This window comes from Klebsiella sp. GW_Kp182 (assembly GCF_040062275.1).
GTDB classification, from domain to species: domain Bacteria; phylum Pseudomonadota; class Gammaproteobacteria; order Enterobacterales; family Enterobacteriaceae; genus Klebsiella; species Klebsiella michiganensis.
This window is the reverse complement of sequence record NZ_JBEAFQ010000004.1, coordinates 53,969-77,506: the sequence shown is the minus strand read 5'-3', so window position 1 is coordinate 77,506 and position 23,538 is coordinate 53,969. Positions and strand designations below refer to the sequence as shown.

24 protein-coding genes and 2 pseudogenes are annotated in these 23,538 nt (G+C 50.9%); 14 read left to right on the top strand and 12 right to left on the bottom strand.

Translation table 11 applies throughout. The features are described from left to right. Positions 1 to 187 precede the first annotated feature (187 nt). The 3 genes and pseudogenes from ABLU88_RS05950 to ABLU88_RS05940 form a co-directional block, all read left to right on the top strand. Entirely contained in the window at positions 188 to 646 is a 459-nt protein-coding gene (locus tag ABLU88_RS05950; RefSeq protein WP_348836217.1) for a DUF3290 domain-containing protein, read from the top strand. Continuing rightward, positions 643 to 1,278, top strand: coding sequence for a DUF421 domain-containing protein (locus tag ABLU88_RS05945; RefSeq protein ID WP_048263377.1), 636 nt, complete (start codon positions 643 to 645; stop codon positions 1,276 to 1,278). The genes ABLU88_RS05950 and ABLU88_RS05945 overlap by 4 nt, the downstream gene beginning before the upstream one ends. Before the next feature lie 54 nt (positions 1,279 to 1,332). Continuing rightward, positions 1,333 to 1,479: pseudogene (locus ABLU88_RS05940) on the top strand (M3 family metallopeptidase); the annotation flags it as partial. Between the two features lie 492 nt (positions 1,480 to 1,971). Here ABLU88_RS05940 and ABLU88_RS05935 read toward each other — a convergent pair. Further along, a complete protein-coding gene (locus ABLU88_RS05935) occupies positions 1,972 to 2,601 on the bottom strand; it encodes a LuxR C-terminal-related transcriptional regulator (RefSeq protein WP_222423606.1) in 630 nt (209 codons plus the stop codon). A gap of 385 nt (positions 2,602 to 2,986) precedes the next feature. Between ABLU88_RS05935 and ABLU88_RS05930 the strand changes: the two genes are divergently transcribed. Further along, entirely contained in the window at positions 2,987 to 3,175 is a 189-nt protein-coding gene (locus ABLU88_RS05930; protein WP_348836216.1) for a hypothetical protein, read from the top strand. Positions 3,176 to 3,289: 114 nt separating this feature from the next. Here the strand turns inward: ABLU88_RS05930 and ABLU88_RS05925 are convergent. The 3 genes and pseudogenes from ABLU88_RS05925 to ABLU88_RS05915 form a co-directional block, all read right to left on the bottom strand. Further along, positions 3,290 to 3,537 (bottom strand): annotated as a pseudogene (locus ABLU88_RS05925) (hypothetical protein). A 946-nt stretch (positions 3,538 to 4,483) separates the two neighbouring features. Beyond that, the gene (locus ABLU88_RS05920) at positions 4,484 to 4,960 is read right to left on the bottom strand and encodes a cold shock domain-containing protein (RefSeq protein WP_032749004.1); all 477 of its coding nucleotides are present in this window, start codon (positions 4,958 to 4,960) and stop codon (positions 4,484 to 4,486) included. 114 nt (positions 4,961 to 5,074) lie between these two features. Continuing rightward, the gene (locus ABLU88_RS05915; protein WP_025105772.1) at positions 5,075 to 5,614 is read right to left on the bottom strand and encodes a DUF2058 domain-containing protein; all 540 of its coding nucleotides are present in this window, start codon (positions 5,612 to 5,614) and stop codon (positions 5,075 to 5,077) included. 162 nt (positions 5,615 to 5,776) lie between these two features. On the opposite strand from ABLU88_RS05915, the gene ABLU88_RS05910 reads away from it, so the two are divergent. Continuing rightward, positions 5,777 to 6,088: a hypothetical protein gene (locus ABLU88_RS05910; protein ID WP_025105771.1), complete on the top strand. Its 312-nt coding sequence runs from the start codon at positions 5,777 to 5,779 to the stop codon at positions 6,086 to 6,088. A gap of 62 nt (positions 6,089 to 6,150) precedes the next feature. On the opposite strand, the gene ABLU88_RS05905 is transcribed toward ABLU88_RS05910, so the two are convergent. Continuing rightward, positions 6,151 to 6,423, bottom strand: a complete 273-nt coding sequence (locus ABLU88_RS05905; protein ID WP_004851233.1) for a CsbD family protein — start codon at positions 6,421 to 6,423, stop codon at positions 6,151 to 6,153. A gap of 381 nt (positions 6,424 to 6,804) precedes the next feature. Here ABLU88_RS05905 and ABLU88_RS05900 point away from each other — a divergent pair, with 381 nt between their 5' ends. The 3 genes from ABLU88_RS05900 (at position 6,805) to ABLU88_RS05890 (ending at position 8,539) form a co-directional block, all read left to right on the top strand. Then, positions 6,805 to 7,059, top strand: a complete 255-nt coding sequence (locus tag ABLU88_RS05900; protein ID WP_032694471.1) for a hypothetical protein — start codon at positions 6,805 to 6,807, stop codon at positions 7,057 to 7,059. A 28-nt stretch (positions 7,060 to 7,087) separates the two neighbouring features. After that, on the top strand, positions 7,088 to 7,348 hold the full coding sequence (locus ABLU88_RS05895; protein WP_014229513.1) for a hypothetical protein: 261 nt from the start codon (positions 7,088 to 7,090) through the stop codon (positions 7,346 to 7,348). Between the two features lie 102 nt (positions 7,349 to 7,450). Next, positions 7,451 to 8,539: an AAA family ATPase gene (locus tag ABLU88_RS05890; RefSeq protein WP_048263381.1), complete on the top strand. Its 1,089-nt coding sequence runs from the start codon at positions 7,451 to 7,453 to the stop codon at positions 8,537 to 8,539. A 73-nt stretch (positions 8,540 to 8,612) separates the two neighbouring features. Here the strand turns inward: ABLU88_RS05890 and ABLU88_RS05885 are convergent, their stop codons facing one another. Both ABLU88_RS05885 and ABLU88_RS05880 read right to left on the bottom strand, forming a co-directional pair. Further along, positions 8,613 to 9,863: an MFS transporter gene (locus ABLU88_RS05885; RefSeq protein WP_048263383.1), complete on the bottom strand. Its 1,251-nt coding sequence runs from the start codon at positions 9,861 to 9,863 to the stop codon at positions 8,613 to 8,615. Positions 9,864 to 9,918: 55 nt separating this feature from the next. After that, on the bottom strand, positions 9,919 to 13,026 hold the full coding sequence (locus ABLU88_RS05880; protein ID WP_348836215.1) for a beta-galactosidase: 3,108 nt from the start codon (positions 13,024 to 13,026) through the stop codon (positions 9,919 to 9,921). A 207-nt stretch (positions 13,027 to 13,233) separates the two neighbouring features. Here ABLU88_RS05880 and ABLU88_RS05875 point away from each other — a divergent pair, with 207 nt between their 5' ends. The 3 genes from ABLU88_RS05875 to ABLU88_RS05865 all read left to right on the top strand — a co-directional run bounded on the left by ABLU88_RS05875 (position 13,234) and on the right by ABLU88_RS05865 (position 16,570). Beyond that, complete coding sequence (locus ABLU88_RS05875; RefSeq protein ID WP_049104095.1) at positions 13,234 to 14,304, top strand: LacI family DNA-binding transcriptional regulator; 1,071 nt, start codon at positions 13,234 to 13,236, stop codon at positions 14,302 to 14,304. Between the two features lie 385 nt (positions 14,305 to 14,689). Beyond that, positions 14,690 to 15,124 carry a GNAT family N-acetyltransferase gene (locus ABLU88_RS05870; RefSeq protein WP_064357344.1) on the top strand — a complete coding sequence of 145 codons (435 nt, stop codon included), beginning with the start codon at positions 14,690 to 14,692 and terminating at the stop codon, positions 15,122 to 15,124. Positions 15,125 to 15,361: 237 nt separating this feature from the next. Then, positions 15,362 to 16,570, top strand: coding sequence for a diguanylate phosphodiesterase (locus ABLU88_RS05865; protein WP_348836214.1), 1,209 nt, complete (start codon positions 15,362 to 15,364; stop codon positions 16,568 to 16,570). Positions 16,571 to 16,758: 188 nt separating this feature from the next. On the opposite strand, the gene iraP is transcribed toward ABLU88_RS05865, so the two are convergent. After that, entirely contained in the window at positions 16,759 to 17,070 is a 312-nt protein-coding gene (iraP, locus tag ABLU88_RS05860) for an anti-adapter protein IraP (protein ID WP_004851215.1), read from the bottom strand. A gap of 127 nt (positions 17,071 to 17,197) precedes the next feature. Continuing rightward, positions 17,198 to 17,479 (bottom strand): hypothetical protein, encoded by a 282-nt coding sequence (locus ABLU88_RS05855; protein WP_348836213.1) that lies wholly within the window; start codon positions 17,477 to 17,479, stop codon positions 17,198 to 17,200. A gap of 181 nt (positions 17,480 to 17,660) precedes the next feature. On the opposite strand from ABLU88_RS05855, the gene ABLU88_RS05850 reads away from it, so the two are divergent. After that, positions 17,661 to 18,638: a DUF1852 domain-containing protein gene (locus ABLU88_RS05850; protein ID WP_025105763.1), complete on the top strand. Its 978-nt coding sequence runs from the start codon at positions 17,661 to 17,663 to the stop codon at positions 18,636 to 18,638. A gap of 27 nt (positions 18,639 to 18,665) precedes the next feature. Then, a complete protein-coding gene (locus ABLU88_RS05845; protein ID WP_049083439.1) occupies positions 18,666 to 19,697 on the top strand; it encodes a methionine synthase in 1,032 nt (343 codons plus the stop codon). A gap of 180 nt (positions 19,698 to 19,877) precedes the next feature. Here ABLU88_RS05845 and ABLU88_RS05840 read toward each other — a convergent pair whose 3' ends face one another. The 3 genes from ABLU88_RS05840 to ftrA all read right to left on the bottom strand — a co-directional run bounded on the left by ABLU88_RS05840 (position 19,878) and on the right by ftrA (position 23,068). Beyond that, positions 19,878 to 21,332 (bottom strand): DASS family sodium-coupled anion symporter, encoded by a 1,455-nt coding sequence (locus ABLU88_RS05840; RefSeq protein ID WP_265810867.1) that lies wholly within the window; start codon positions 21,330 to 21,332, stop codon positions 19,878 to 19,880. A 494-nt stretch (positions 21,333 to 21,826) separates the two neighbouring features. Further along, complete coding sequence (gene mgtS, locus ABLU88_RS05835; RefSeq protein ID WP_004102377.1) at positions 21,827 to 21,922, bottom strand: protein MgtS; 96 nt, start codon at positions 21,920 to 21,922, stop codon at positions 21,827 to 21,829. Between the two features lie 135 nt (positions 21,923 to 22,057). Next, positions 22,058 to 23,068 carry a transcriptional regulator FtrA gene (ftrA, locus tag ABLU88_RS05830; RefSeq protein WP_047723747.1) on the bottom strand — a complete coding sequence of 337 codons (1,011 nt, stop codon included), beginning with the start codon at positions 23,066 to 23,068 and terminating at the stop codon, positions 22,058 to 22,060. Between the two features lie 67 nt (positions 23,069 to 23,135). Between ftrA and ABLU88_RS05825 the strand changes: the two genes are divergently transcribed. Further along, the gene (locus ABLU88_RS05825; protein WP_004851202.1) at positions 23,136 to 23,528 is read left to right on the top strand and encodes a rhodanese-like domain-containing protein; all 393 of its coding nucleotides are present in this window, start codon (positions 23,136 to 23,138) and stop codon (positions 23,526 to 23,528) included. The last annotated feature ends 10 nt before the right edge of the window (positions 23,529 to 23,538 follow it).

Sequence of the window (23,538 nt, the reverse complement as noted above, 5' to 3'; positions counted from 1 at the left end):
ACGCCAGAACATTTTCTCTGTTACGATAGTTCCAAGGCCTGGCATCTTAGATCGCCAGGTCTAAGGGATAATGACAAATTCAGCCGATGACTGATAATTACTGGTTGTTAAGTAACATCAGGGCTGAAAGAGGTTATGTGTTACTATAATGAAAATGGGGTATTGAGGGTTTAGGGATTATAAATTTATGAGATTTTATGGCATCGATTATCTACAAATGCAGTCTAGTATCAATGATTATTTAAAATACATAGTTATATTTAGTGCGTTATTTATCCTGATCGTTGTTTTTAGCCTGTATATGCGCCATCGTTTGCAAACTAAATACCGTGACTTAACGATCATCACCTTCTTATTTTTACTCTTCATTTCTGGTGTTCAGTATGCAGATTATACCGATAGCCAAAATATACACTCCAAGTCATCACAAATGGTCAACTTTATTAGGTTATTATCACAGGAAAAAGGAGTGAGTGTCAATTCTATATTCTCCAGTTCAGCACAACTTTCGGATGGAATTATCGTCAAAATTAATGATTTCTATTATCGTGTTAACTTAAGTCCGGATCAAAAAACATACAGCTTAATAGAGGTTTCGTTAGTAACTCCAGACATAGAAATCATCAAGACTGAGGAGTGGAAATGATAATTTATACGCCTATCATAATAAAGTTGGGACTGGGAATACTGTGCTTAATTGTTCAGATAAATCTCATGGGGAAGGGTAATCTGGCACCTTCATCCGCAATGGATCAGGTTCAGAACTATGTGCTGGGGGGAATTATTGGTGGCGTGATTTACAATGAATCGATAACAGTATTGCAATTTGTTCTGGTATTAATTATATGGACTTTTCTCGTTTTTGTTCTTAAGTTTTTAAAAGAAAATAATAGGTTAGTAAAAAGAATTCTTGATGGGAAGCCTATAACGTTGGTGCATAATGGAAGTGTTAATGTTAAGGAATGTTTACGCAATGGTGTTTCTGCGAATGATTTGATGTTCAAATTAAGAGCAAGTGGCATTTATGAAATAGAACAGCTTAAACGCGTGGTTCTCGAACAAAATGGTCAGTTAACAATTATACAAAATGGTGATGAAAATATACGTTATCCAATTATAGTGGATGGTTTGGCCAACCATGATCTGCTCGAAATTCTTAACAAGAATAGTGACTGGTTAGAAAGTGAAGTTATAAAGCAAGGCTTCAATAAAATTAGTGAAGTATATTTAGGTGAATATTTATCAGGTAGAATCAATTTATACGGATATGAAAAATGATACCCAAAACCAACTCCTTGTTATCAGCATTCAACTGATGGTATCCATTTTTTGGGTGGTTTAACCCGTGAAAACGGCCAGCGTTTCCGCGAAGCGATTTTGTCTCGCGGCAATAGCACTGATTTAGCAGAGCTTTATCGCCAGTGGCGCGGACACGATCCGCAGATTGAGCCGATGCTGGAAAACCGCGGGCTGAGCTAGCCGAGCGTTGTTTAGAGCAGAAGAAGACCGGGCGCAGCGCCCGGTTTTTTATCCAATTTTTCCGTCTCCAAAATCTCTGCAAAACGTCACTGCCCAATTTAGCGCCCTCGGCATCGTTTGTCCCGTTTTGGTAATCCCGTGCATCGACGCGCTGGCCACTTTTGCTTAAAAACATGAAGCCCGGCATAAAGTGTTTTTTAGCGGAAAATAATATTAATATATTAAATATAACCCCCTTACAATATTAGGAGTTTACTTACATTGTTGCATGGATTTCTTAAATTTAATAAGCGAACTTGCTCTGTGAATGTTCTTCACTCTATCATCTGTCTTATCTCTTGCATATCTTTTATTGAACGGATTGAGTATGGCTAATATATTTCTTCTGGTGTTTGCGGTTTTTTTACTGCTGGTCTCACTGATTTCTGGGTTTTCGTATTTTCAAGACAGAAAAAAGCAAAAGTTGAGTTTTAAAAGCAAACGTATGAAGTTCTAATTAAAATAGAGAGATGTTCTTCTCATGACGATGGAGGAGAATCTGATAAGCTCCTGATTGTTTTCTAACTGGAATTTCTTCATTATTCTCAATTTATGAGAGTATACGGTTCTGTGATCGATGCCAAGGTTTTTTGCTGTTTCATTATTATTAAGGCCAAGATTTATGGCATTAATGATTTTTAGTTGCGAACGACTCAATGACTGATGCGGGCATTTTAAACAGCGATTCTTCTCTATCGTTATACGTTTCTTATCGCCCGCGACAAATTCATCAAAGAGAATGGACAGGTTTTTTTTGATCGTTTCAAGGCTGCTTTTATGAAATAAAATGACAGCATTTTGAACGCATAAAGGCAGCAGGGAAGGATTAAACGTTATCTCTTTTTTGGTGAAAATTACCACCGCTGGACACTCTGATTTATATCTTTTCATTTCCTGGCATAATAAATACTCGCCAACTTCCATCTCAGTAAAAATTATGTCTGGTTTTTTGAAGTGATCTTTTATGTTATTGCTTTGAAAACAAAGGTCGCTTATACCTTTGGTGCTCGCAATTTCTTGGGTCAGTTCCTCTATGGCCTTTTCTAAATAAATGTTTTTGGTGATGATGGCGATTTTTAGCATGATTTTCTTATTTTTAAAAAGACGGTGGAAAAATTTCGACCGCCGTATGATGTTTTATTTAAGTAACGCCTGATGAGATTAGGATATTTCCTATTGAATATAATGGCAATAGGTTTATAGAAAGAGTGGCTTTACTTTTTAATAAAAATTCGCAGCCAAATCAGCAGCTTGTGTAGGTGATTTGTTTGTTTTTCAGCGTTTTTAATCGCACTAAATGCCAAGATTTGTAATGCCACTATTAATTTGCATTCACGGTTTTTATTAATTAATGACAATCATTCAGAAAATCATTATAAATATAGCATCCAAAGCTAATCTTTAGCGGCGTCCATTGAATCATAGGGCGAGGCGCTATTCGTCATTTAACGGCATGCATGCCGTTGATTTGATACTTCCACCGCGTAGCTATCCGGGACGCGTTGAGCAGGGTGGTTTAACCCGCGAACAGGGCCAGCGCTTCCGCGAGGCCATTTTGTCTCGCGGCACGGGTTTTGATTTAACTGCGCTTTGTCGCCAGTGTCGCGAGCGCGCGCTTAAGATTGAGCTGAGGCTGGAAAACCGCGGACTGGGTTAGTCCGGCGATTGTCACGTAACGAGGACCGAGCGTCGGGTCCGTTTTTCCTTCCCAAACTGAAGCCTTACATTCATCAAGATGGGGAAGTGATACTGTAGAGGTGCCAGGGCATGGTTAAAATGCATTCGCATTCGATTTGACCTTAGCGATAAACTCTTCTGTAAGCGACAGGCCTTCGATGATTTCCTTATCGACTACGGTAATTCCGTATCCAGCAGTCCGTCATAGGTCTGTATGAGCTCCAGAAGGCTGTAGATTGTTTTGCGATCGGAAACTGAGGGCATCTCAGAGTTTGCTGAAGATTGATTAACAATCCACTCAAGATTGGCTTTGATTTTTTCTATATCAAGGTAACTATACATATTTCATGGGCTTAAATCCTCATTTCAAGATTTTTTTGAGAAAACGCGTTTCTGACTTCACAGGAATAAGCTATTGAATAACATCCAAAAACTCTGTTACTGAGAGATGTCGATGATCAAGCCGGATGGGGGCTAGCTGCAGAAGCGGTTATGTCCAAAAGCGCTGCTACTGGCGTATCCCCTAAAGAAGGGCGCGATGTGCGTAGACTTCATTATGGAACGGATCGCCGATATATCAAGAAATCAGCGGATAAAATGTGAATAAGTAAATTTTGCTGCGGATAAGGCTGCTCACCTGCAAACCGTATGCAAGAGCTGCAGGTGAGCAATGTGCTATGGAGGCAGTACCATAGCGGCAAAATTTTAGCCTCGCGCTGCGGGCAAAACCAACAAACCGTTTACCGCCGGGAACATTTTAGGACTTACCTTACTCATCACCGTGCGCAAGGCAAATGAAAATAGGGTATCAGCAGGGCTCAATATGATGTCTGCCTGCGGCCTCGCCCCTTCGAGGCCAGCGTAAGCGCTGTTCAAGGCAGGAGTGCCTTGTCCTGCAACTCGAATTATTTAGGGTAGTAATAATCTTTTTAACAGCTAATGCGGATTAGCGTATTTTGCGTCATGTTTTTACGGGCATAACGCGCGCGCGACTGGAATAACCGAGAGGCAGGCGGATATTGGCTGAGGGAGGAGAAAAATTATCTGGTTAATAAAGGACGCAGAGCCCGGCGTCCCATTGCGGATAAAAAACAGAACGGCTGGAATTACCTAACAGCGCTTCGCTTGCACGAGTCCGAAGAAATTGCGCGGCAGGTTGTGACTCTGGTATTGGCAGGCCGGGTAAGGCGTCAACCGCCACCCGGTGAAGAACCGGGGAAGATGTTTAAACAGATTTGTCATCACTCCCAAACCGGGCACAGAGCCCGGTTTGTTGAGCCGTACGCTTTCACACCTTAAGCAGCTTTACCGTGGCCTCAATGTCTATCTCATCTTCCGAGAAGATGAGGGTGGTTCCCTGGAAGGTGGTAATGGCCAGCTTTTTCACCGAGCGCATTTCGCCAGGCTTAGCGGCGGATTTTGGCCTGATGTTTCCCATCAACAGGCCTACGGAAAGGACCGCATTCTCTTTGTCGATGCGGGCATCGGCGGGCTCTTCCTCGCTGTACACCAGGAAAGATTTGATCGATGTAAGCTTAATCCGCTCGCCTGCAATATAGATATATTTGCTTTCCGGCAGGACTTTTACCGCATAGGCTGACAAACCCTTGTTATTGGTGGTGGGTTCGAAAGTGACTGCTGCATCTTTTTTAATGAGTTCAGGGTTGGCAACCTTAATCACATGAAAATAGCGATTATCGCCGTTTTCATCTTTGATAAATCCAAAACCTTTATCTTTAAACCACGTTGTGATCGTTCCGTTCATCGCCGTTACCGCCTGGTTAATCGTTTATCTACTCAATTTTTGCCGCGCGCAGTGTAAAGCACAACGCCTGCGCAGACCAGGTCTGAATCGCCGGTCTGCGCAGGCCCGCATTGCTTACCACATCAAATCATCGGGAACTTTAAAATCAGCATACGGATCGTCTTCGTCCTGCTCTTCCGCACTTAGCGCGCTGTTTAAGACAATGCTGCTGGCGTCGCGCTGGGCGATTTTATCGGCGACGCTCGCCGGGATAATCGCGTATTTGCTCTCGCCGTCGTTATCGCCGGCCAGACGCGCAATGGCGAGACGGCCGCTAATCAGCTGTGCCTGGGTGAGTTTATCCACGGCGATTTTTTTAATGAAGTTGTTATCCGTGAAGTTAAAATCAATATTGCCTTTTGAAATATCGATTTTATTCATTTCAATAAGCTGCTTAACCTGCGCTTTATACTCTTTCGAGAGCGCCGCCTGCTTTTGCTGCTCGCTAAGCTGCTTATCTCGCTCAAGCTGCGCTTTTTTATTCTCTTCCACTGCTTCTCTGGCTTCACGAGCCTGAACGCGGGACTTTTTCGCCGTTCTCTGAACTTTGGCCATTTTTTTGCTGGTCACTAACCCGGCTTTAAGCATTTGTTCTTGTAAGGTGAGTTTTGTCATCTTCGTGTCTGAATCCGCTGAATAATGAGTGAGATTATACCTGCAAATGTCCGGGATGTACCAGGCGGTATGATTCGCATAAAGTAATTGCATAAAAAATCACTATTATCGCCATTTATTTGCTATAAATGCATCTTTATTGCTTTTTTATGAGGTGTGGAGATGATTGTCAGAACCTGGCATGGTTGTGTTCCCGTTGAGTTTGGCGATGCGTTTGCGGTTCATTTGCAGGCGACAGGCGTACAGCATTCCCAGGGCATCAGCGGCAACGCGGGGGCGTTTGTCAGACGGGAAACGCAGGGGGAGTGGGAACACTTCTTCCTGGCAACGTACTGGCACAATCTGGATGCGGTCATCGCCTTTGCCGGTGAAGCGTATCATGTCGCAGTGACCTATGCGGATGATGAGCAATTCCACCTGTTGTCCGACCCTTACGTTTTTCAGTTTAACGTAGCTGAAGTCGTGGCGATTTAAGTCAGCGTTAGCATAAGCGCGCCGCAGGCAAAAAATTAAGGCCCGAAGGGCCTTAGAATGGGTTATTTCCGTCCCGCCAGTAAACCAATCACCAGCCCGATAGCGCCGGCCGCCAGCAGCCCGGTCAGCGGATTTTCCCTTACGCGCTCGGAGACCTCTGAGACGGCATCCGACGCCTGAGCGGCGTACTTACGGGCCGCGCCTTTTAGCTGATGTTTAGGCGAATCAACCGCATCACCAAATTGCTGCTGGGCTTCCCCGGCGAATTCATTGACTTTGTTGCTCACTTTGTCCGCCAGATTCTGCGCGTCGTTTTCATACTCTTGTGATGACATGGGAGTCTCCTTTCGTTTGACTTATTTAAGTCTAGTGGCTAACAAGCGAAGTACAAATGCTCAGCCGTCGGTGAGCCTCACTCCAGGAATTTTCCACAACGTCCGGGATATAAACCAGGTCGCTGTTTCTGCCACAAAAGCGCTACACTCTGGCGAAAAGAAACGTCGCCAGAATGGGGGTATTGCCGTCATTTCAATTGATTAAGGTAATTCCTGGATATAAGATCCGTCAGGCGCGGGGGCAGGAAAGGCGGCAATTCATAAATAAGAACTATTGATGTTCACAATTCCTCTTTTTTCCTTCATCATTTGTCAGCTTTTACTCCTAATAATCAGCGCTTAGCTCAGCATAAGAAAGAAATTTTTTTACTCAAGGCCGGTATGAACTATAAGAAAGTACTGAAGAACACGTTGCTGCTTGCTCCCGTGGCGATCCTGAGTCTGCAAACCCCTGTCTGGGGCGCAGAGGCCACGAAAACGGCGACCTGCCAGAAGGCGTCGCCTGCGGTGGACAAAGAAGGCGTGCCGTTACCGCCCGTTGTTGGTAAAGAGGGCGCTCAGCCGGCCTCCGCTAAAGACAAGTCCGGCCACGGCGGTGCAACGGCCAACTGTCAGCCTGCGGCCATCGAAAATTAATCATTGACCTCAACCCGGGAGGGACATGGTGCACCCGTTAATTAAGGTGATGCTGGTTGGAGGGAAGGGCGACGGCCTGATGGTTAGCGTTGCCGATAACGCGACGGAGATTTCCGTGACGCCTGCGCAGTACGGCGCGAAATCCGGCCAGCCGCTGAGCTACAGAATCGTATCGCAGACCATTGACGATGAACGCTATTTTTTCGGCGTTTTCAACGAGAGCCATGAGGATACGGACAAACTCAAAAGAGTCGCGCTGACCCGCGGCATGAAAAAACTCTTCAGCTAAGCCGGAGCCGGGCGGCAAGCCGTCGTCCGGTCCGCGCCTGTTTTGTTTTCCTTTCGCCTCCGATACAGTAGCGCCAAACGCTTTTATCAGTTTCGGGAATCTATGATTAACCATATCCGGATAAAAAATTTCAGATCGGTCAGGGATATTGAGCTGGAACTCGGTGCGCTGAATATCGTCTTTGGCCCCAACGGCTGCGGTAAATCCAATATCTATAAAGCCATCCACCTGTTAACCGCCTGCGCCGACGGGAAGTTTTCCGGCTATATCAGCGATGAGGGCGGGCTGGAAAACATTATGTGGTCCGGGCCAGGCGCGCCGACCGACCGCTTTCCGCGGCGGCTGCAGATTGGCTGTCTGACCGACGAGTTTGACTACCAGCTGCAGGTGGGTTTTCCGGAAAAGCTGCCTTATCCTACCCAGTTTCAGCTGGATCCGATCGTTAAAGAGGAGTCGATCTGGCTGGCGGGATTTTCCCGACGTCCTTCATCGCGCGTGCTGGAGCGTAAAAACCAGGCGGCGTTCCTGGTGGATGTGAATGGCGAAAAGAGTACCTTTACCGACGCCATTTACGAGAATGAATCGATTTTTGGCCAACTGGGCGAGCCGCACCGTTTTCCGGAGGTCTCGCGGGTCAGGGAAACCATGCGCCACTGGCGCTTTTATCACGAATTCAATATTGGCAGACTCTCACCGCTGCGACACCCGACGGTAGGCTACCGCTCGCCGGTGCTCGACAGCGATGGGCATAACCTCGCCGCCGCCTTTCAGACCATCGTGGAAATCGGCGCCGAAGAGCTGCTGCATGAGATCCTCGGCGAAGCGTTCCCGGCGTGTACCTTTTATTGTGAAAACGAAAACTCGCGTTTCTCGATGAAGATGCGCCGTAACGGCGTCTGGCGGCCTTTACTGGCGGCGGAAATGTCCGACGGCACGCTGCGCTTCCTGTGCCTGGCGGTGGCGCTATTAAGCCCGCGCCCTCCGGCATTTCTGGCCATTAACGAGCCGGAAAACAGCCTGCATCGCCAGATGTTCCCGGCGCTGGCCCGGCTGATTGTCGAAGCGGCCCGCTATAGCCAAATCTGGTTAACCAGCCACTCCGTCGAGCTGGCTGAGCTGATTTCATCGATGGCGGAAGCGCGCCTTTACGGGCTGGAAAATAGCGACGGGGAAACGCGGATCGACGGCTAGCGGCAACTGCCTTACCCGGCGTCTTAACGGTGTATTGCCGACGCGCCGCCGGAGGGTTTCCGGCGGCCTGGCGTTATGCTGCCGCCGGGAGCAGGGTTTTGCTGCCTTTCAGGGTAAACAGCGAAATGACGGTAAAGCTCAGGGTAATACAGCCCAGGATCAGATAAGCCTGATGGAAGCCGACGGTATCATACATCCGTCCTACCCAAGCCGAGAGCACAACGCCCGACAGCTGTTTCGATAAATTAAAGCCGATCAGGAACAGCGTCGCCGAAAGTTTTGGGTTAAATGCCGACGAGATATATTTAAAGGTGCCAACCAGCAGGAAGGGGATCTCAAACATATGCAGCATTTTTAATATAATCACTTCCACCGCCGAGGTCGCGAAAGAGGAGCCTAAAATTCGGACTGACATAATTACCCCGGCAATTAACAGGGCATTCTTGGCGCCAATTCGGTTAATAATTGCCGGCGCGCAGAACATGATCAGCGCATTGAGTAATTCCCCACCGGTGGTCACGAAGCCAAACACTTCGGTGCCGCGCTGCGGGCTGGTGAAGAAGCCTTTAAAAAAGTTGGCGAACTGCTGGTCGAAAACGTCATAGACGCTGGCGACGCCAACGACATAAATAATAAAGCCCCAGAAGCGCGGCATCCGCAAGAGCTCGGCGGCGGTGCGCATGGAGAAAGCCTGACGGTTGACGCCCAGGGCGTCGATAACCTCGGCGCTATTGCTGCTTTCCGGCTTCGAGACCCACAGCAGCACGCCGAGGATCAGCGCGAAGCCGGAGGCGATCCAGAAGGTGATATTGGGGTCGATACTAAACAGAATGCCGGTGATCGAGGCGCACAGCGCCCAGCCGACGCAGCCGGAGACGCGCACTTTACCGTATTCAAAACGGTTGGCGCGGCTGACGCGTTCAATATAGGCTTCTACCGCCCCGGAGCCGCTGGAGAAGACGATCCCCAGATAGATCCCGCCCACCAGCGCGCCCGCGATGATATTCATCTGCAGCAGCGGCGAGAAAACAAAAATAAAGAACGGGGCAAACAGGATTAATAAAATCGTAATCGTCCACAGCAGATGTTTGCGCAGGCCGAGCTTATCGGAAATCAGGCCAAACACCGGCTGGAAAATTATCGCGAATAGCGAAATGGAGGAGAAGACGATCCCCGTTTCGGTTTTGGTTAAATGGTTTACTTCCGCCAGCCATACCGGGAAGAAGGGGAAGTAGGCTGACATAATGAAATAGTAGAAGAAAAAGAACAGCATGAAATATATAAAATTATGCCGTTCTCGTGGCGCGAGTTCAGAGAGTTTCATTGTGAATATTCCATATTATTATGCCTGTAAGGTTGGGGGCTGGCGCCCCCGATTATTATTGGAAATGAATCGTTAACTGATATTGCCATTGTGTCTCAAGCAGCAGCCATTGCTGTAGTACGCTGGGTGTCCAGGAGTCATCGCCGCCGATGCCCATGTGTTGAGCATCGAGCGCGATCCAGACGCCGTTTTCCGGCTTCATCCTGTGCCAGTGATCGGTCTCCATTAACTGCGCGGTGCTGTAGGGCTGTACGGAGAAGTGGAAATCGCCCGCGACGTGCCAGCGCCCCCAGTCCAGCGCTTTGTTATCGCAGCGCAGGCCGTTTTCCGTCGGGAAAATGTACGGTGTGGTCATCTCTTCCAGCGGCAGCTGCCAGCGGGAGAAACAGGCGCTGGTGCGGCGGTCCGGATAGTTTTCATGCGGGCCGTAGCCGAGCCAGGAAACCGGTTGATGCTGGTCCGGAACCTGGAAATTCAGCCCGATGCGCGGCAGCGGCGGCAGGGTGCCGGCGCGTTCGCCATTGACCGCCAGATGCAGCTTGCCTTCGCCATCAAACGTCATCCGCCAGTGGCTGACAATCACCACTTCGTCGCCGCGCAGATAGTGCCAGCGGCTATCGATAACCACTTCATGGGCCAGGCGCTGGGCGTCGCACTGTACGCAGCGGGCGCTGAGGCCGTAGAGCCCGGCGCTCTTCCAGCGTTCAACCCAGGCGTTGGGGTCGATGCGCTCCACTTCGCTGACGCCGATATCGTTATCCAGCGGGGCGCGCACAAACTGGTCGCGCAGCGGCGTCAGCAGCTGTTCCACACCCTCTACCTGCCAGTGGGTCAGCAGGCCGCTCTCCCGGTCGATAGTCCATTGCTGCGAGCCGCTGCGTACGGTCCAGGCCGCGTCGCTGCTCTCCAGCGCTGGCGCCGTGCCGACGGGGGAAGGCAGGCGCAGCGCCAGCGGGGCGGCGAGCGGGAACTGCTGCCAGGCGACGCGATGCCCGGCGTCGGACCAGGCGGTGGCCTGCGGCTGGACAACCTCCAGCGTCAGCCACACCGCTTCGGCGCCCACGGGCAGCGTCAGCGCATCGCACAGCGTCAGCTCGCCCTGGCCTTCAGGGCTCAGCTCAAGCTTCACTTGAGCCTCGGCAAAGGTTTCTCCGGCGGCCTGGACCTGCCAGCGCAGCGCTTCGTTATCGGTGGCGCGGAACAGATATTCGCTGCTGATGCTGATACGCAGCGGGGATTGCGCAAGCAGGGTAAACTGGAAGTACTGCTGCGCGTGTTTCGCTTCAATTAATGAAGGGTGCGGGCGGCGGTCGGGGAAGACCAGGCCGTTCATACAGAACTGGCGATCGTTCGGCGTATCGCCAAAATCACCGCCGTAGGCCCAGCCGACGCTGCCGTCGTCGAAGGTTTTGCTGATGGCCTGATCGGCCCAGTCCCAGATAAACCCGCCCTGCAGGCGCGGGTAGTCGCGGAAGGCCTGCCAGTAATCAGCAAAGTTGCCGAGGCTGTTGCCCATCGCGTGGGCGTATTCGCAGAGGATCAGCGGGCGCTGCTCGCCCGGCAGACTGATCCACTTTTTGATCCCCCATTTCGGCACCGTCGGAATCCGCTGATCGCGCTCAACGCGGGCGTACATCGGGCAGATAATATCGGTGGTGGTGCTGTCGGCGCCTCCACCCTCGTACTGCACCGGGCGGGAGGGATCGTTGCGCTTCAGCCAGTGATACATCGCTTCATGGTTGCCGCCGCCGCCGGATTCGTTCCCCAGCGACCAGATAATAATCGACGGGTGGTTGCGATTGCTTTGCAACATCCGGCTGACGCGGGCGCTGAAGGCCGGCAGCCAGGCTGGATCGTCGGAAAGACGATTCATCGGCACCATGCCGTGGGTTTCAATATTGGCTTCGTCAACGACGTACAGGCCATAGCGATTGCACAGCTCGTACCAGCGCGGGGTGTTTGGATAATGCGAGCAGCGCACGGCGTTAAAGTTGTTCTGCTTCATCAGCAGGATGTCCTGCACCATATCCTCTTCGGTCACCACCTGGCCGCGCTGGTGATGGTGCTCGTGACGGTTGACGCCGCGGATCAGCAGCGGTTTGCCGTTTAACAGCAGCAGGCCGTTTTTGATTTCAACCCGGCGAAAGCCGATATCCCAGGCTTCAGCCTCGATCGTTTCATCGCCGCGGCACAGGGACACCACCGCCCGATAGCAGTTTGGCGTTTCCGCGCTCCACAGCGCCGGTCGCTCTACCGGCAGACGAATCGCCGCGCGTTCGGCATAGCTTCCGCGCTCATCGATAATCGGCGAACCCGGCGACTGCTGGTGACTGGCGACCAGACGATCGTCATCCCACAGTTCGATCTTCACCGTCAGCGCCTCCAGCAGCGCGACCGGCGCGGCGACGCTTAAGTTCACCAGCAGCTCGGCATCCCGATAGAGCGCATCGAGCTGCGGCGTGAGCTGAACGTCGCAGAGGTGCAGGGTCGGTTTGTTCAGCAGCCAGACCGAACGGAAGATGCCGCTCATGCGCCACATATCCTGGTCTTCAAGCCAGGTACCCGCGCTCCAGCGCATCACCATCACGCAGATGCGGTTATCACCCGGCTGAAGGTAGGGCGAGAGATCGAAGGCCGCGGGCAGGCGACTGTCCTGCGAATAACCGACCCATTCGCCGTTGCACCACAGATGAAAAGCCGAATTAACGCCGTCGAAGATAATCTGCGTCTGGCCGTCGGCTCGCCAGCTCTCATCGACGCTGAACGTCAGCGAGTAGCAGCCGGTCGGATTCTCCTCAGGTACGCGCGGCGGCGTAGTGTCGATCGGGTAGCGGACGTTGGTATAGATCGGAGCGTCGTAGCCTTCCATTTGCCAGTTTGACGGCACCGGCGTACTGCGGCTGTCCGGCAGATCGTCTTCCAGCCAGCGGGCATCCACGTCAAACGGGCTGCGGGCCCAGGAGAACTGCCACTGGCCGTCAAGCCGGCGGCGGAACGCTGAGGGCTGGTTTTTTCGCGCCGCGTCGGTATCGCGCCAGCTGGCGAAAGTCGGGTGGGCCGGTAAACGGTTGAGATGGGTAATGGTCTGGTTCTGCCAGTCTTCGCGGGTGAGAATCTGATGGAACGTTTCTCCTGCGGCAGAATGAGAGTCGTGTTGTTGCATACGTATTCCTGACGGATAAGTGATAAAAATGTCATTCGCTAGACAATATAATTTTGTTATCAGTTATTTTCGCTATAGCCGCAATATTGGCGAAAATGAAACCCACTGGCGATCACGAAAAGCTGGAAAAACAGCTGATTTTTGTCGTCTTTTAAACATAAAATGTTAGCGGACGACATTGAGGTTTTAATTCAGAAGGAGTGCACTATGCAGCGTCGACTGGCAACGCTTGACGATGTGGCCCGCGAGGCCGGCGTGTCTCAGCAGACGGTCTCCCGGGTGCTGAATAATCCGGACGTGGTGTCTGAACGAACCCGCGATAAGGTCATTCGCGCGATGCAGGCGCTGCGCTACGTACCGAACCGTTCCGCTCAGCTGCTGGCGGGGAAATCCGCGCCGTCGATTGGGCTGATAACCGCTTCGCTGACGCTGCACGCGCCTTCACAAATCGCCGCGGCGGTGAAAAGCTACGCCGGTCTGCATCAGCTTGAGGTCTCGATTGCGATGCCGGTGCAGGTCGACTATTCGTCGCTGCAGGCGCGGCTTAATGAGTTTCGCGCCCAGCATATTCGCGGCGCGATTATCAGCCTGCCGCTCGAAAGCAGCCTCGCGGAGCGGCTGGTGGTGGAAAACCCCGATATCGCCTGCATGTTTCTTGATGTTTCGCCGGAGACCGACGTGTGCTGCGTGCGTTTCGATCATCGCGACGGCTGCGGCGCGTGCGTGCGGCATCTCTGGGACGCCGGGCACCGGGAGTTCGGCCTGCTGGCCGGGCCGGAGAGCTCGGTCTCCGCGCGCATGCGATTGAGCAGCTGGCGCGAGGCGCTGCATCGGCTGGGCGTCAGTAATGCGGTGACGGTGTTTGGCGACTGGAGCGCCGCCAGCGGCTGGAACAAAACGTTTGAGCTCCTGCATCATCATCCGCGCATTAGCGCCATCGTGGTGGCTAACGATCAGATGGCGCTCGGGGTACTGAGCGCGCTGGCGCAGTTGAATCGCACCGGCAGCCAGGCGATCTCGGTCACCGGTTATGACGATACCGCGGACAGCCTCTACTTCCAGCCGCCGCTGACCACCGTCGCCCAGGATTTTAACGTTCTGGGGAAAAGGGCGGTTGAGCTGCTCATCCAGCTAATGGCTGCCCCGCAGATGAAGATCCGCGAGCTGCTGCCGACGCGCCTGATTATCCGCCAATCCACCTGGCCCTGCGCGGGCGCCAGGCAGGAGGAGAAAGAGGGCCTTGTCGCGCAGATTAAAGCGCTGGTGGAAAAGCTGTAAGCAACGGTCCGTTTAGCTTTCATTGATGTTGCGCGTGATAGCTTATCGGACAAGCGTACTCAGGGGGTTATGCCCTGAACGTAAAAATGCAAAACACAATCTATCCATGCAAGCATTCATTCACCGCCAGTCACATGGCGGTTTTTTTTGCCCGTTTTCGGTCGTTAGAATATGGCGTTATTTTATTTAATTCTGCCTCCTGGTCGATTACTCGCCGCTGTTAAGCATAAATGCGCTGTTTTCACGCCGCGGTGTCAGAAAATTTCCCCGGCTTATACTTTTTTATCCAGCATAAAATGCTGTTGACCGGGGGCGGCAGGGCGCGCTTTTTTTAGCGCCATTCGGCTATGCTGAAAGCCAAAGCAGGCGAGTGAAAGGCAACGTCATGATGATATTAAAAGATAAAGAGCACGTGGACTCGGTTGACTGGCTGACGGTGGCGGAGATTATCGCCGCCGCAGGTCTCAATCAGCGGGACGTCGCGCTGGTGGAGCGCGCGTTTCGCCATAGTACCTTTTGCTGGTTTGGCTATGAAAACGGGCAGCTTATTGCCGTTGCCCGGGCGATTAGCGACCTGACCTGGTGCAGCTATCTGGCGGATGTCGCGGTGCACCCGCGCTGTCAGGGAAAGGGGTACGGGCAGCAGCTGATGCAATCGGTCAGCGAGCGGCTGCGGCCGTTCGGCAAAACCTTCATCTACTCGGTGGTGGATAAAGTCGGCTTTTATCGCCGCTTTGGTTTTGAAACGCTGACCACGGGCATGGTCTGCGCCAGCGAAGAGGCGATAGCGCGTATGCGCGAGCAGGGATTTGTTGGCTAGTAAATACCGCTTAAAAAAACGCATTTACCAAACGGTTTAAATGGCTGCTGAATGAATCACTGCCATTACCTGCGCCGCTGAGGACTATTTCGCTGGCCCTTGCCGGTTGCTGCCGTAAATAATCGGATAAACTTAGTCGGCTACAGCCGGTCCAGTTAATTATGACAGATAGCCTGGGTTAAAAGGGTAAACTGTGTTACACAGTCCCATTCTCCTGGCAAACATCTGGATGGGATTATGCTGACAACTCTGATTTACAGAAGTCAGATGCATTTAACACAAGAAACCGATCTCATACTGCTGGTTGAAAAAGCGAATGCTGAGAACGCAGCACGCGGGATTACGGGCATACTTCTTTTAAAAGATAATGTTTACCTTCAGATACTTGAGGGGGATGAGTGCGTGCTTGAGCAGCTATTCAGCACGATCAAGCAAGACGATCGCCACCATCAGGTTGTCGAGCTGATGCGTGATTACGCGCCGCGCCGGCGCTTTGAAAACGTAGGGATGATGTTTTTTGACCTGAATAAACTGCAAACCGCTGACGTCCTGACAAAGGTTCGCCAGCTTAGCCAACTGAAAGGTTATCTTTCCACCGAAGAGCGCGTCTATAAATTTATCCATACTTTTATCAGTCAAAAAAGCGCTGCCGCGCCGTCACCCTTTTTACGGCCTGACAAATGGTCGCTTCATTCGCGTAAACATGCATTTCATGCGCCGCAAGAATCGTTTTTTGCCGGTCAATGCTGTCAGTTTGCTTTCCAGCCCATTATCGAACCGTTGGCCGGGAATATCACTTCGCTTGAAGCGCTTATTCGTGATAAAGACGGCAGTAGTCCCGCCAATTTCTTTGCCTCGATTCCGCCAGAGCAACGTTATGAAGTTGATCTCAAAGCGAAATCAGTTGCCTTTGCCCTGGCGAAAGAAATCAATATTGGCGACCATAAAATATCCATTAATATCCTTCCGATGTCTCTGGTTGTTATTCCTGATGCCATTGAATACCTGTTGCAGGAAATAAAAAAACAGGGTCTTGAACCCGAACAGGTGATCGTGGAGGTGACGGAAGATGAAATGATCTCCGGTTTTAGCCAGTTCAGCAGCGCGATAAAAAAACTGCGCGTCTCTGGTATGGGGCTGGCAATTGATGACTTTGGCGCCGGTTATGCTGGACTCTCGTTGTTGACAAAAATTCAGCCTGATAAAGTTAAAATCGACCGCGAGATTATTACCGATATCCATCAGAGCGGCCCTAAACAAGCGGTGGTAAGATCGATTATCAACTGCTGCCGTGAACTTGAGATTGCGGTGGTTGCTGAAGGCATAGAGCGGATAGAGGAGTGGTGCTGGCTCGAATCTGCGGGTATTAAACGTTTCCAGGGCTTTTTATTTGCCATGCCGAAAGTCAACGGCGTCGGTGACATACGCTGGCCTGGGGAAAAGTGAAGCCTGATTTGCCTTAATGTACCGAGCGGTTTGCCTCCGGCAGCAGCGCAGGCGAGTAGACATTGCGTATTCCGCCTGGAGTATCCCTATTTTCTGAAGCTGAACCGGCCAATAGTTGCTGATGGCCGGTAAGCTCATGACTAACCGCAAGCCCTGCATATTCCCAATCTATAACAGACTGACCCTTGTTAATCATCGAGCCTGTCATGACTGATTTCATCTTCGTGGGTGCTTATCAACTGCGTGAGCGCTATTTGTTCCTGAAACTTGGTCAGAAGCAGTTCTGCGTCCGTCTTCAGAACGTCTTCAGATGATTCCAGTACCGAATTTATCGCTTTCGTTACGCTGCTAACTAATTCCGCGACGCCGCCTTCCTTGCCGATAGCGAGCATCAGCGCGCTAATGAGCAAAGACTGCGCCTCGACCTGGGCAGCAAGCTGCTTACTTTCGGCATCCATGGCGGAAATTTTAGCAATTATGCTGAGAATGACATTATTCATTGTATCCCTCAAATCAATAAGTTAGAGCGGGTTGTTGATGGCTATATTCGCTGTTGATAATCCGAATTAACCATAGAACATAAATATGCCAGAAAAAATATCGGTAGCGTTAGTCAGGTTTTGGACATCACCAAAGTAAAGCATGAAAACGCGCCGGTCCCACTTCCATTTTCCTCCAACGATCGCGCCCGACAGAGTGCAAAGGAGCATGAAGAGTGCGGTTGTTGAAAAGAAAGACGCCAGGGTTGAGGTCGTGTTTAGCCTGGCCGACCTCTGCTGTTTCTTGCTTCAGCATCAACTCATACAGGCGACAGGAAAATGTACGGATGTTTAACCGGGAGGACAAGCTCGTTGGCAAGAGCGGCTGGCTCTGTTCAACGAGATACAGCATGGGCTGACGCCAGACCATGAATATGGCTCATGTTGTAATGAAATTAACTCGCTTTCACTCATCTAATGGCTCTGGCATAACATGCTGTATTCGATATAGATAATATGAAGATGAAGACTGCTTATGGAAGCCTGCGCCAGCCTGCAACCATCAGAAAGGACTGCAGTTTTTATCTCAGAACTTAGGATGCACATCTGCGATGAATCAACAATTTACCTTTACTATTAAACGCACTCTCTTTGATGAAAACTATAACCCCTCAGAAAATACGCGTATTACAACCAACTTTGCTAATTTAGCAAGAGGGGAAAATCGCCAGGAGAATCTGCGCAATACCTTAGTCATGATTGACAATCGTTTCAATACGCTGGCGCACTGGGATAACCCCAAAGGCGATCGCTATGCCGTTGCGCTGGAAATTATTTCAGCCGAAATGAATATCAGCGCCACCGGCGATACCTTTCCGGTGATTGAAATATTGCAAACCAGCATTATTGATAAAAAGACCGATGAACGTATTGAGGGTATCGTTGGCAATAATTTCTCTTCGTACGTTCGCGACTACGACTTTAGCGTATTGCTGTTAGACCATAATAAAGGACGCGCAGGTTTTAGCCTTCCGGAAGGATTCGGCGATTTGCACGGCAACATATTTAAACATTTCGTCAATTCAGCGGAGTACAAGGCCAATTTCAAAAAATCACCGGTCATTTGCCTTAGCGTCTCCAGCAAAGACACCTATCACCAGACCGGAAATCAACATCCTGTCCTGGGGCTCGAATACCGGCCAGAGGGTTCATCGTTGACTGAGCAATATTTTGGCAAAATGGGCCTGAAGGTTCGCTACTTTATGCCGAAAAACAGCGTTGCGCCTTTGGCCTTTTATTTCTCAGGGGATTTGCTGAGCGATTACACGAGCCTTGAGCTGATTAGCACCATCAGCACGATGGAGACGTTCCAGAAGATATACCGCCCGGAGATCTACAACGCCAACTCTGCCGCAGGACTCTGCTATCAGCCCGATCTGCATCATCAGGACCATTCATTAACCAAAATTGTTTACGATCGTGAAGAGCGCAGCCAGCTGGCGGTAGAGCAGGGGAAGTTTACCGAAGAGCACTTTATTAAACCGTATAAAAATATTCTGCAGCAATGGTCTGCTCATTACGCTCTTTAAGACATCGCATATATAAGGCTATCGATAATGACAAAATTATTACCCACTTCAACAGCCGGCAGCTTACCGAAACCGTCCTGGCTTGCAGAGCCGGAGAAACTGTGGTCCCCATGGAAACTGCAGAATGAAGAGTTAATTGCCGGGAAAAAAGACGCGCTGAGCCTGTCCTTATTTGACCAACTGCGCGCCGGTATCGACATCGTCAGCGATGGCGAGCAAACCCGTCAGCACTTTGTTACTACGTTTATTGAGCACCTCAGCGGCGTCGATTTTGAAAAACGCGAAGTCGTTAAAATCCGTAATCGCTATGATGCGAGCGTTCCGACCGTCGTGGGCGCCGTCGAGCGTCAAAAACCCGTTTTTGTCGAAGATGCGCGTTTTTTACGTCAGCTCACCAGCCAGCCGATTAAGTGGGCGCTGCCGGGTCCCATGACCATGATTGATACGCTCTATGACAATCACTATAAGAGCCGCGAAAAACTGGCCTGGGAATTTGCGAAGATACTTAATCAGGAAGCCAGGGAGCTGGAGGCCGCCGGCGTCGACATTATTCAGTTTGATGAGCCAGCCTTTAATGTGTTTTTTGATGAGGTTAATGATTGGGGCATCGCGGCCTTAGAAAGAGCCGTTGAAGGGCTAAAATGCGAAACTGCGGTACATATCTGCTATGGATACGGCATCAAAGCGAATACGGACTGGAAAAAGACCCTGGGAACAGAGTGGCGACAATATGAAGAAGCGTTTCCTAAGCTGCAAACATCCAGCATCGATATCATCTCGCTGGAATGTCATAACTCACGTGTTCCCATGGATCTGCTTGAACTGATTCGCGGAAAAAAAGTGATGGTTGGAGCCATCGACGTGGCGACCAATGCGATCGAAACGCCGGAGGAAGTCGCCGCGACCTTACGTAAAGCGCTGCAGTTTGTGGATGCCGATAAGCTTTATCCTTCAACCAACTGCGGCATGGCGCCGCTATCGCGTCCGGTGGCGAGCGGCAAGCTCAATGCGCTAAGCGCCGGGGCGGAAATTATCCGCAGGGAGCTTCTGGGTAAATAGTTCTCATTATTTTTAATCCCGGCGAAGACAGGAAAATCAAGCATCAACGTCAGTGTAGAAATAAAACAATATCCAGTCGTGGACGCTGACTGGATGTTCTGCGCTTAATTTTACCATTCTGTGAATTTCCCGGGCTCTTGCTTAAACCCGGGAAAAATAATGTTGACGGCAGGCTATCGGCTACCAATATCCGATAGCCTTCATCCATGCCCCACCAAGTAACAGCCATATTAGAATCGATACAATCGAAACCACAAAACTCACTCCCCACCATTGCCCGGTTGAGTTGTAACCTGAGCCAAACAGTGCTGGACCCGGTCCGCCGGAATACTGAGTCAACCCCATAGAGAGGTTAGAAGTATAGCCGAGCACGAGAGCTGCAAATAGCGGCGGCGCACCGACGGAAATTGCGACGGCAAGAAATGCCAGATACATCGCAGAAATATGAGCCATTGCTGACGCGAAAAAATAGCGGGTATAGAAGTAAATGAGTACCAGCATTAAGAATACGGTCAGCCATTCAAAATGGCTGACATATCCTACAATCCCTTTTGATATCCATGATATCATTCCATACTTATTCAGAGCATTCGCCATCATCACTAGTACGGCAAACCAGAACATTGTATCCCATGCTGTTTTCTCTTCTATAATATTTTTCCATGACATAATGTTTGACAGCAGAAGTATTGCCAGACCAATAAAGGCCGAAAGTGTCGCGGGAATAGAAAAGAAAATGTCACCTACGGTCCATAGAAGAATCAATAACATGAAATCGAAAGCCAGGATTTTTTCAGCCAAGGACATAGGACCCATTTTTTTTAATTCTTCTCGGGCAATGCCTGGAATTTCTGGCGTTTTTTTCAACTGTGGCGGGTATATAAAGTAAAGGGTTAAAGGAATGAGGATCAGTGAAGCAATACCGGGAACGATCGCCCCAACAAACCAGGTCGTCCAGCTAATTTCTATACCCTGGCTTCTGGCCAGCTCAGCGATTAACGGGTTTCCCGCCATTGCGGTCAGGAACATCGTGCAGACGATGGCATCTATTTGTGACACACAGATCATCAGAAAAGCCCCGGCCCTTCTTGCTGTAGCGCCTGGCTCTGAATTATACGCAGTGGCAATAGACTGAGTAATGGGATACATAATTCCACCCCCGCGGGCCGACGCGGAGGGGATACCTGGGCCAAGTACGAGATCGGAGAGCGCGAGACCATAGGCCACACCAAGCATGTTCGAGCCACATTTAGAGATAAACCATAGAGCAACGCGCCTTCCGAGTCCGGTTTTAATAACAGCACGCGAAATAAACATTGCTATACCAATCAACCAGATCGTCGCATTAGCAAAACCAGAAAGCGCACCGACCGTCTCCCCCTTTGCTGAAAGCGGAGTAACGCCGGTAAGTGCAGAAAAGATGAGCGCAATCATAGTGACTGCCCCCATCGGCATGACTTTCAGGATAATCGCAAAGATAGTGGTCGCAAATATTGCAAACATATGCCATGCATTAGCAGAAAGGCCTGACGGTGGCGGAATAAACCAGAGTATTATTCCAAATAATAAAGTAATTACTCCCTTCCGCAGAGGAAATGCTAATTTAACGTCAATGGTATTATTAGAATTGTTCATCTGATGCCCTCTTTTTCGCCCATCTTTAGGCCTGGTGTAATTATCCGCATTGATGTAAATCAATTATTGGTCTGCAGACAAAATTGATTTCGCTTCAAGCAATGCTATTGCCCAGAAATTCCATGTTTATCCATTTGTTTTGTGTGGTTGTATTGGCTTGAATTAACATTGTTGCGCTGGGAAAAATATGGATACTCTGCATCGGTTTAGATATCGTTGCGCGATCGGCTTTGATATCAGAAAGAACATCATGACTATTTTTGATGAGATGAAGTGAATATTTTTATTAGAGCCGTCGTGTGCCGGAATGATTACCGCCAAAAAATTGAGCGTTCGCTGGGGACGGGCGCTTTATCACTGAAGCTAAAATACGGACAGTGAAACAGATTTGAGTGACAGTCAGGGGTCTATTGAAGTCCTGCAAACCAAAAGCAGAACGCCCCCTGGTGCATCGGCAGCAGGGGGCGTTTACGGGTGGGGATTATCGTCGTTCATCAGTCATCCCATTTGTGGCTCAGGTATGCGGCAAGAAACCCAAAGAACAGAATGGTTCCCAGAACTGCCATAAATACATGCATATTTCCCAGCATGATTAACCTCCATTAGTTTTGCTATGCGCTATGTTGTCCTCATTGAACGGGTTTACGGTTGTTGGATACATCTTAACCCGACTAATCTAAACAAATGCTTAACAAATTGCCTAGCGTGACTATTATCCATGTGAATCACTCTCCCTTTTTACCCGCCAGCGCGCTTTTCCTGTACTGCAACGGGCTAAGGGCAAACTGCTGGCGGAAGTGATGGCGCAGGGTGCTGGCGTTTGAGAAACCGCAAAGCTCGGCAATCTGCTCAACGCTCAGCCGGCTGTGGGTTAAGTGCTGCGTGGCGCGCTGAAGGCGCTCGTCAAGCAGCCAGCGGGCGGGGGTTTTGCCGGTAGCGTCTTCGAAACGGCGTAAAAACGTGCGCTGCCCCATGCCGGCTCTTTCCGCCAGCGAGGCCACGGTGTGGCCAGCGGCGAGATTCTGGTGCAGAAAATCAAATAATTGCCCCAGCCTCTGGCTCTCCCGCGCTTTGGCCACCGGGCGAACAATCTGCTGCGCCTGCCCGCCGTCGCGATGGGGGGAAACCACTAACCGTCGGGCGACAAGATTCGCCGCTTCGACGCCGAAGTCCTCGCGCACCAGGTGCAAACATAAATCGATACCCGCGGCGCTGCCTGCGGAGGTCATGACGCCTTCGGCGCCGACGTACAGCACGTCATCGATCACCTCAATGCGCGGAAACCGCGCCCGCAGCTGGTCGGTATAGCGCCAGTGGGTGGTCGCCTGGCGGCCGTTCAGCAGCCCGGCCGCGGCCAGAACGAAAACCCCGGAGCAGATAGAAATTATCCGGCAGCCTCGCGCATGGGCGGCGACCAGCGCCTCGCACAGCGCTGGCGGCACGGGGGAGTCAATACCGCGCCAGCCGGGTACCACGATGGTGTCCGCTTCGCCTAATAGCGCCATACCGCCATCGGTCATGAGCCGAATTCCGCCGGTTGCCCGCAGCTCACCGTCGTCGACGGCGGCCACGGCAAAGCGATACCATCGTTCGCCCATCTCCGGGCGCGGCAGGCCGAAGATCTCAACGGCGACGCCAAATTCAAAGGTACACAGGCCATCGTAGGCGAGGGCAACAACCCGGTGGCGTGACAACGTCACGGATGGGATTGTCAGGATTTCAGCGTTTTCAGTCATGGTTCTCGGCAGATGTCGCGCAGGCGGTTAATTAAAGTAGTGGTATCACAGACAAGGAGAAGATGCCATGAGTGTTGTAACCGCTATTGCCCCCGCCAGTTCCACCGACGCCGCCGCCTGGTTTCGTCATAAGCTAAGCCTCGAGACCGACTGCGCCGATGTCTACAGCGCGATGCGCGAAGGAGAAGTGGATTTTGTTCTGCTGCACGTCGTCGGCAGTGAAGAAACCTTTGCCCGTCGTCATCTCCCGGGCGCCCTGCATTTACCGCACCGACAAATTGATGAAACCAGAATGGCGCAGTGGCCTGATGACACGCTGTTTGTGGTCTACTGCGCCGGGCCGCACTGCAACGGGGCGGACGTCGCCGCCATGAAGCTGGCTCTGCTGGGGCGCCCGGTAAAAATGATGCTCGGCGGCCTGACCGGCTGGGAAGATGAAGGGTTGCCTTTCGCAAAGTGAATTTATTTCA